Here is a 6,255-nt window from a genome sequence, read left to right on the forward strand (position 1 = left end):
ACCCCCCACAGCAGCCCCCTCACCGCTACGCAAAACCCCAAGCATCTCCCGCAACTCGGTCAACGCCTGCCGACCCATGTCCCCCACCAGAGCGGCATTCCGCACCGCCTTCTCCGGGTCCTTCCGCGCCACGGCCTGCAACGCCGCCGCATGCACCACCATCAACGACACCCGATGCGCCACCACGTCATGCATCTCCCGAGCAATACGCGTCCGCTCCTCACTCCGCGCCCACTCGGCCCGCTCCTCCGCACGCTCGGCCAGCAAATGAAGCTCCCGCTCCAAACTGTCCGCCCGCTCCCGCAACGACTCCATCAACCGCCGCCGCGCCCCCACATACAGCCCCAACAACACCGGCGGAGCCGTCATCCCCAACGCCATCGTCACCGACGCGAACGGCACGAACCAGCCACCGACCGACACATCCCCCCGCACCATGTCCTGCCGCAACCGCACCAACGTCACCAGAAACATCCCCACCAAGGACATCCCCGACAACGCCGCAATGATCCGCCGCGGCAACTCCGCCGCCGCCAACGTGTAAAGACCCACCACACCCATCAGAAAACCCATCTGAGCAGGCGTGATCGCAACCGACACCAACACCACCGCGACCGGCCACCGACGCCGCACCACCAACACGGCACCGGCCAACACCCCGAAGACCACCCCCACCGCCACCGGGATCCCCGCATCCCGCGCGAACGGCACCCCCTCCAGAGCGCACTCCACCGCCGACACCAGCGCCAGCCCACCGTCCAGCACCGCACTGCGCCATCGCGTCCACCACCACGGCCCGACCGGCCCCGTCCTGGCCGCCGCGTGGTCTGCCCCCGTCGTGGTCATGCCTCCAGCCTACGGGCGCCCCCCACGGCAATTCCGGCGAGTTTCCCTACCACCCCGGAACACACTCCGTAATCGAATGACATCGAAACCAGCCGGTATCCCCCGAACTGGTGAACCGACCACTGTTCGACCCTGGAATCGAACATTCCGCCCGCACGGTATGCCCATGGCACATACCAGCAGCAAGTACGCCGACTGCGAAGCCCGACGGGAACAGGCCATCGCCCTGCGACGGGCGGGCCTCAGCCGACGGCAGATCCGCGACCGCCTCCCGATCGGGAACAACGACCTCCTCAACCGCCCCCTGGAAGGCGAACCGCCACCAGAGTGGACCAAGCGCCCGAACGCCGAGGAAGGAGGTGGGAGCACTCAGCACGCGCGAGCTGTCCATCGCCGGCGTGGGCCTCTACTGGGCCGAGGGCGCCAAGGACAAGCCGTACGCACGGCGTGAGCGCGTGAGCTTCGTGGCGCAAGAACGCAGGGGAGGCCTACCGGGGCTGTTCGGCGATCAAAGTCCTGGAGAGCGCCGACCTGTACCGTCGCATCGAAGGCTGGTGGTGCGGCATAGTAGGGGCTGCATCCGCATCCGATCCATGAAATCGGACATGGCGGCAATCCCGGGTCGTCTAAGGGCAAGACGTCAGATTTTGGTTCTGATCATGGGGGTTCGAGTCCTCCCCCGGGAGCACCTGCACAGTTCGGGTCCTGACTGACAGCACAGTCAGGACCCGCTCTCATGTCCCCCCTGAAACGCCCCGGTATCCTTCGGATGTCCACCCCCACCCCACCACCAGCCGAAGGGCACCTTTGTGAGCGTCATCCGCCCGGCAGCCGTCGTCGTACTCGCAGCGGGTGAGGGCACCCGTATGAAGTCGGCCACACCCAAGGTCCTGCACGAGATCTGCGGTCGCAGTCTCGTGGGGCATGTTCTGGCCGCCGCCCGTGAGTTGGACCCCGAGAATCTGGTCGTCGTGGTCGGGCACGCGCGTGAGAAGGTCGTCGCCCACCTGGAGGAGACGGCTCCCGGCGTGCGCACGGCCGTGCAGGCCGAGCAGAACGGCACCGGGCACGCGGTGCGCATGGCGCTGGAGGAGCTGGGCGGGGGTGTCGACGGGACCGTGGTCGTCGTGTGCGGTGACACGCCGCTGCTGACCGGTGACACCTTGAAGCAGCTGTCGGCGGCGCACTCGGCGGACGGGAACGCGGTGACGGTGCTGTCGGCGCAGATGCCGGATGCGACGGGTTACGGCCGGATCGTGCGGGACGCGTCGGGTGCGGTGACGGCGATCGTGGAGCACAAGGACGCGTCGGAGGAGCAGCGGGCGATCCGGGAGATCAATTCGGGTGTGTTCGCGTTCGACGGCCGGTTGCTGGCGGATGCGTTGAAGCAGGTGCGTACGGACAACAGTCAGGGTGAGGAGTACCTGACTGATGTGTTGGGGATCTTGCGTGCGGCTGGGCATCGGGTGGGTGCGTCGGTGGCGGGTGATCATCGGGAGATCGCGGGGATCAACAATCGGGTGCAGTTGGCGGAGGCTCGTCGGATTTTGAACGAGCGGTTGCTGACGGGCGCGATGTTGTCGGGTGTGACGGTGGTGGATCCGGCGTCGACGTGGGTGGATGTGTCTGTTTCGTTCGAGCGGGATGTGGTGGTGCATCCGGGGACGCAGTTGTTGGGGTCGACGCATCTGGGTGAGGGGTGCGAGGTGGGCCCGAACACTCGTTTGAGGGACACTCGGGTGGGTGCGGGTGCGCGGGTGGACAACACGGTGTCGGATGGGGCCGAGGTGGGTCCTGGGGCGTCGGTGGGGCCGTTCGCGTATTTGCGTCCGGGGACGCGTCTGGGTCTGAGGTCGAAGATCGGGACGTTTGTGGAGACGAAGAACGCGCAGGTCGGTGAGGGTACGAAGGTGCCGCATCTGTCGTATGTGGGGGATGCGACGATCGGTGAGTACACGAACATCGGTGCTGCGAGTGTGTTCGTGAACTACGACGGTGAGCGGAAGCACCACACGGTTGTCGGGTCGCACTGCAAGACGGGTTCGGACAACATGTTTGTGGCTCCTGTCACTGTCGGGGACGGTGCTTATACGGCTGCCGGCTCTGTGATCACGAAGGATGTGCCGCCTGGTTCTCTTGCTGTGGCCCGTGGTCAGCAGCGGAATATCGAGGGTTGGGTGGCTCGTAAGCGTCCGGGCAGTGCGGCTGCGAAGGCGGCTGAGGCGGCGTCCCGTGAGGCGGGCGGCGAGGGCTGACCGGAAACGGGTGCGTCTGAGACGGCGTACCGTGATAAGTGCACATCGCACCCCCACCAGCTGAGATGGTCTTGCCGTTGTGTGGCGAGGTCTGTTGAACACCCAGCTGTGACACCACACCTCTGAGGAGACAGTGCTGTGACCGGGATCAAGACGACCGGCGAGAAGAAGATGATGTTCTTCTCCGGCCGCGCCCACCCCGAGCTTGCCGAGGAGGTCGCCCAGCAGTTGGGTGTCGGGGTTGTCCCGACGAAGGCCTTCGATTTTGCGAACGGGGAGATCTATGTTCGGTATCAGGAGTCGGCGCGTGGTGCTGACTGTTTCTTGATCCAGAGCCATACGGCTCCGATCAACAAGTGGATCATGGAGCAGTTGATCATGATCGACGCTCTGAAGCGGGCGTCGGCGCGTTCGATCACGGTGATCGTGCCGTTCTACGGGTATGCGCGGCAGGACAAGAAGCATCGTGGGCGTGAGCCGATCTCGGCGCGTCTGATCGCTGATCTGATGAAGACGGCGGGTGCGGATCGGATTCTGACTGTGGATCTGCACACGGATCAGATTCAGGGTTTCTTCGATGGTCCGGTGGATCATCTGTTTGCTCTGCCGTTGCTGGCCGACTATGTGGGCCGGAAGGTGGATCGCGAGAAGCTGACGGTGGTGTCTCCGGACGCGGGTCGTGTGCGGGTGGCGGACCGTTGGTGTGACCGTCTGGGTGCGCCGTTGGCGATCGTGCACAAGCGGCGTGACAAGGACGTGGCGAACCAGGTGACGGTTCATGAGGTCGTGGGTGAGGTCAAGGGCCGGGTGTGTGTGCTGGTCGATGACATGATCGATACGGCGGGCACGATCTGTGCGGCTGCGGATGCGTTGTTCGCGCATGGTGCGGAGGATGTGATCGTGACGGCGACGCATGGTGTGTTGTCGGGGCCGGCTGCTGATCGGTTGAAGAATTCGCGGGTGAGTGAGTTCGTGCTGACGAACACGTTGCCGACGCCGGGTGAGCTGAATCGTGAGTTGGACAAGATCACGGTGTTGTCGATCGCTCCGACGATCGCTTCGGCGGTGCGTGAGGTGTTCGAGGACGGTTCGGTGACGAGTCTGTTCGATGAGCAGTGAGGTGTGCGCGGTGTGAGTCGCGTGTGCTGAGGGCTGTGCAGGAAGGGTTCTGCACAGGGTCTCGTTGATCGTTTTGGGTGCGGCCTCCCTGTCCGAGTAGACTGTTGCAGTTGCTCGGCGAGGGAGGCCGTACCTGTGTGTGGGTGCGGTGGTCCGTTATCGACGCGCTCTTCGTAGCAGGCCGTTCGTGGCCGGGTGACCTGTCCCGTGCTCCACGAGCGGGGGACGTTCCCTGTCTGTTCGTTTCGTCTCCTACGAGGAGTGATCGCATATGTCCGAGGTGAAGCTCGCCGCCGAGACGCGCACCGAGTTCGGTAAGGGTGCCGCGCGTCGTATCCGTCGTGACAACAAGGTTCCGGGTGTGCTGTACGGGCACGGCGCTGAGCCGCTGCACCTGACGCTGCCGGGTCACGACCTGCTGCTGGCGCTGCGTACGCCGAACGTTCTGATCTCGCTGGACATCGACGGCAAGACGCAGGAGCTGGCGATTCCGAAGGCTGTGCAGCGTGACCCGCTGAAGGGTTTCCTGGAGCACGTGGACCTGCTGCTGGTGAAGCGTGGCGAGAAGGTCACGGTCGAGGTTCCGGTGCACACCGAGGGTGAGCTGGCCCCGGGTGGGAACCTGCTGGAGCACGTGCTGGCGGCGCTGCCGGTCGAGGCCGAGGCGACGCACATTCCGGAGCAGCTGACGGTGTCCGTGGAGGGCCTGGAGGCCGGCGCGTCGGTGCACGCGAAGGACGTTCCGCTGCCGAGCGGTGTGTCGCTGGCGGTGGACGAGGACGCCGTGGTGCTTCAGGTTCTGCAGGCGCAGGCCGAGGAGGCCGCCGAGGGTGAGGGCGAGGGCGAGGAAGAGGCTGCGGAGGCCTGATCCTGTCCCGTTCTTCGGGGTTTTCGTCGTTTGCCGGCCGCTGTTTCCGTCCCTTTTTCGGGGTGGGGGCAGCGGTCGGCGCGTATGCGCGTATGTGAGGAGATGTGCGGGTGGCGATCGAGGCCGGTGCTCCGTGGTTGATCGTGGGGTTGGGCAATCCGGGGTCTGAGTATGCGATGAACCGGCACAATGTGGGGTTCATGGTGGCGGATCTGCTGGCTGAGCGGGTGGGGGCCCGGTTCAAGCGGGCGGGCAGGGCGCAGGCGCAGGTGGTGGAGGGGCGTATCGGTCCTCCGGGGCCGTTGAACCGTCGGGTGATCGTGGCGAAGCCGATGTCGTTCATGAATCTGTCGGGTGGTCCGGTGGGTGCGCTGCGGGATTTCTACAAGGTGCCGGTGGGGCATGTGGTGGCGGTGCATGACGAGCTGGACATCGATTACGGGGTGTTGCGGCTGAAGCTGGGTGGTGGGGACAACGGTCACAACGGGTTGAAGTCGATCACGAGGGTGCTGGGTGCGGATTATCACCGGGTGCGGTTCGGGATCGGGCGTCCGCCGGGTCGGATGCCGGTGGCGGATTTTGTGCTGAGGGATTTCTCGTCGGGGGAGCGCAAGGAGTTGGAGTATTTCGTGGACCGTGCGGCGGACGCGGTGGGGATGTAGTCCTTGTTCGGGGTGGGGTCCTGATTTTTCCCTTTCGTGAGTTGACCGGTCGCGAGGTCATGGCCAAAGATCGCGGCCATGCCGTCCGCTGTGGTGTCTCGTCGGGTCTCCGTCGCCGCGTTGAGGTTCGGCCGGCTGGCCTCGATGTCGGTGGTGGCCGTGCTGATCCTGGTCGCCGGGGTGTGGGCGTCGTGGGGTGATGCGCAGCATGTGATGTTGCCGAAGGGGCGTGAGCAGGGCACGGTCCGGGTGACGCGGTGCGGTGAGAGCAGGTGTTCGGGGTCGTTCGCGTCGTCGTCGCCGGGGGTGGGGGCGCGGTCGGCGGTGGTGCTGGAGCGGTCGGTGGCGGTGCGGCCGGGTGGGTTGTATGCGGTGGTGGTGAAGCCGGGTTCGGATGTGGCGGTGCGGTCGGGTCCGGCGGGTGTGCTGTTCGCGTGGGTTCCGCTGGGAGGTGCGCTGCTGCTGGCGTCGGTGGTGGTGGCGGGCGGGCTGCGGCGGACGCGGG

General features: G+C 65.7%; 6 protein-coding genes, 1 tRNA gene and 1 pseudogene. 7 read left to right on the forward strand and 1 reads right to left on the reverse strand.

Annotated features, from left to right (window positions below):
- A partial coding sequence (locus MTQ10_RS26515) for a sensor histidine kinase (protein WP_247472690.1) occupies window positions 1-846 on the reverse strand: 846 nt, incomplete at its 3' end.
- A 166-nt stretch (window positions 847-1,012) separates the two neighbouring features.
- Here MTQ10_RS26515 and MTQ10_RS26520 point away from each other — a divergent pair.
- The 7 genes and pseudogenes from MTQ10_RS26520 to MTQ10_RS26550 form a co-directional block, all read left to right on the forward strand.
- Window positions 1,013-1,443: pseudogene (locus tag MTQ10_RS26520) on the forward strand (hypothetical protein).
- Window positions 1,444-1,461: 18 nt separating this feature from the next.
- Window positions 1,462-1,532 (forward strand) — tRNA-Gln (locus MTQ10_RS26525).
- A 123-nt stretch (window positions 1,533-1,655) separates the two neighbouring features.
- Window positions 1,656-3,101 (forward strand): bifunctional UDP-N-acetylglucosamine diphosphorylase/glucosamine-1-phosphate N-acetyltransferase GlmU, encoded by a 1,446-nt coding sequence (glmU, locus tag MTQ10_RS26530; RefSeq protein ID WP_247472691.1) that lies wholly within the window; start codon window positions 1,656-1,658, stop codon window positions 3,099-3,101.
- A 138-nt stretch (window positions 3,102-3,239) separates the two neighbouring features.
- The gene (locus MTQ10_RS26535) at window positions 3,240-4,220 is read left to right on the forward strand and encodes a ribose-phosphate diphosphokinase (RefSeq protein ID WP_247472692.1); all 981 of its coding nucleotides are present in this window, start codon (window positions 3,240-3,242) and stop codon (window positions 4,218-4,220) included.
- A gap of 271 nt (window positions 4,221-4,491) precedes the next feature.
- Window positions 4,492-5,088, forward strand: coding sequence for a 50S ribosomal protein L25/general stress protein Ctc (locus MTQ10_RS26540; RefSeq protein ID WP_247472693.1), 597 nt, complete (start codon window positions 4,492-4,494; stop codon window positions 5,086-5,088).
- A gap of 110 nt (window positions 5,089-5,198) precedes the next feature.
- Window positions 5,199-5,750: an aminoacyl-tRNA hydrolase gene (gene pth / locus MTQ10_RS26545; RefSeq protein ID WP_374117699.1), complete on the forward strand. Its 552-nt coding sequence runs from the start codon at window positions 5,199-5,201 to the stop codon at window positions 5,748-5,750.
- Between the two features lie 78 nt (window positions 5,751-5,828).
- Window positions 5,829-6,255, forward strand: a 427-nt coding sequence (locus MTQ10_RS26550; RefSeq protein WP_247472695.1) for a hypothetical protein, incomplete at its 3' end; no start/stop codon positions are given.

The organism is Streptomyces sp. XM83C (assembly GCF_023072675.1).
GTDB classification, from domain to species: Bacteria; Actinomycetota; Actinomycetes; order Streptomycetales; family Streptomycetaceae; genus Streptomyces; species Streptomyces thermocoprophilus.